Origin of the sequence: Flavobacterium sp. (assembly GCF_031363805.1) — a bacterium.
Lineage (GTDB): Bacteria > Bacteroidota > Bacteroidia > Flavobacteriales > Flavobacteriaceae > Flavobacterium.
On the sequence record NZ_JANLVD010000002.1, the window covers coordinates 1 to 1,838 of the forward strand.

The 1,838-nt window shown below is 34.7% G+C and carries 3 protein-coding genes; all 3 read right to left on the bottom strand.

Annotation, left to right across the window (positions count from 1 at the left end; genetic code table 11):
• On the bottom strand, positions 1-679 hold a 679-nt coding region (gene tsf / locus RMN92_RS00060), incomplete at its 3' end, for a translation elongation factor Ts (RefSeq protein WP_309607414.1).
• Positions 680-788: 109 nt separating this feature from the next.
• On the bottom strand, positions 789-1,586 hold the full coding sequence (gene rpsB / locus RMN92_RS00065) for a 30S ribosomal protein S2 (RefSeq protein ID WP_309607415.1): 798 nt from the start codon (positions 1,584-1,586) through the stop codon (positions 789-791).
• 191 nt (positions 1,587-1,777) lie between these two features.
• A partial coding sequence (gene rpsI / locus RMN92_RS14535; RefSeq protein WP_409024837.1) for a 30S ribosomal protein S9 occupies positions 1,778-1,838 on the bottom strand: 61 nt, incomplete at its 5' end.

Sequence of the window (1,838 nt, forward strand, 5' to 3'; positions counted from 1 at the left end):
TTTTTAAAGTTTTTCCTAAACGTTTTGCTTCTTCATTTTCTTTTTCGTTGATAGCAATACGAGCAGCTAATTCTGACTCAACAAAAGCAGGGTCAAAATCTTTGTAAGATAATGTATCAGCTCCCATTGATGCCACTTGCATAGAGACGTCTTTAGTCAAAACTTCTGCATTAGGTACAGCAGCAGAAATAGCAGTTAATGCAGCAATTTTGTTAACGTGAACATAAGATCCAACAAAAGCACCTTCTAAAATTTCAAAACCACCGATTTCGATTTTTTCACCGATAACACCAGTTTGCTCGATCAATTTTTCAGCAACAGTCATTCCGTTGAAATCTGACGCTAAAAATTCTTCTTTAGAAGCGAAGTTAATCGCTTTTTCAACTAATTCTTTAGCTAAAGTTACGAAAGATTCATTTTTACCTACGAAATCTGTTTCGCAGTTTAAAGTGATGATCGCTCCTTTAGTTTTATCAGCATTGATAAAAGAAACAGCAGCTCCTTCGCTAGACTCACGGTCAGAACGGTTAGCAGCAACTTTTTGTCCTTTTTCTCTAAGGTTTTGTATAGCTTTATCGAAATCTCCTTCAGCTTCAACTAAAGCTTTTTTACAGTCCATCATTCCGGCACCTGTAGTTTGTCTTAATTTATTTACATCTGCAGCAGTAATTGTTGCCATAATTTTTTTATTTTAAAATTGAAAATTCTTTTAAAAGAAATTACGAATTACAAATTACGAATTATGCAAAACTTACATAATTCATAATCCATAATTCGTAATTGTTTATTTACTCTTCAGTTGCAGTTGGAGCAGCAGCTTCTACAGCAGGAGCAACTTCTACAGCCTCAGCAGTAGGAGCAACAACTTCAGCAGTAGCATCACCTTCTTTGTCAGAACCTCTATCAGAAAGTCCTTCAACAATAGCAGCTGTAACTAATGATAAAATTTTATCAATTGATTTAGAAGCATCATCATTTGCAGGAATTACATATTCTACTTCACGAGGATCAGAATTTGTATCAACCATTGCAAAAACTGGAATGTTTAATTTTTGAGCTTCTTTTATTGCGATATGTTCCGCTTTGATATCAACTACGAACAATGCAGCTGGTAGTCTTGACATGTCAGCGATTGAACCTAAATTTTTCTCTAATTTAGCACGAAGACGATCTACTTGCAAACGCTCTTTTTTAGAAAGGGTCATGAATGTACCATCTTTCTTCATTTTATCGATAGTAGCCATTTTTTTAACAGCTTTACGGATAGTTACGAAGTTAGTTAGCATTCCACCAGGCCATCTTTCAGTGATGTAAGGCATGTTTGCAGCTTTTGCTTTTTCAGCAACGATGTCTTTTGCTTGTTTTTTGGTAGCAACGAATAATATTTTTCTACCTGATGCAGCGATTTTTTTCAAAGCGTCATTCGCTTCTTCAATTTTTGCTGCAGTTTTATATAGATTGATAATGTGAATACCATTACGCTCCATATAAATGTAAGGAGCCATGTTTGGATCCCATTTTCTAGTCATGTGTCCGAAGTGAACACCTGCTTCTAGTAATTCTTTTACTTCTACTTTGTTTGACATTTTTTTCTTAGTTTACGTTCTGTTGATTAGCAATGATTAAGTAGCGATGTTTATCTGGTCTTAACCATTTAGATGCTAAACTAATTTCCCGACGCATCGGGACAACAACAACATTGTTTTTAAATTTTTATGCTGAATTTATTTCAGCATCTTTCTGTTTTTGAGAATCTGAAACGAGTTCAGATTGAATATTAACGTTTAGAGAATTGGAATCTCTTACGAGCTTTCTTCTGACCGAATTTTTTACGTTCA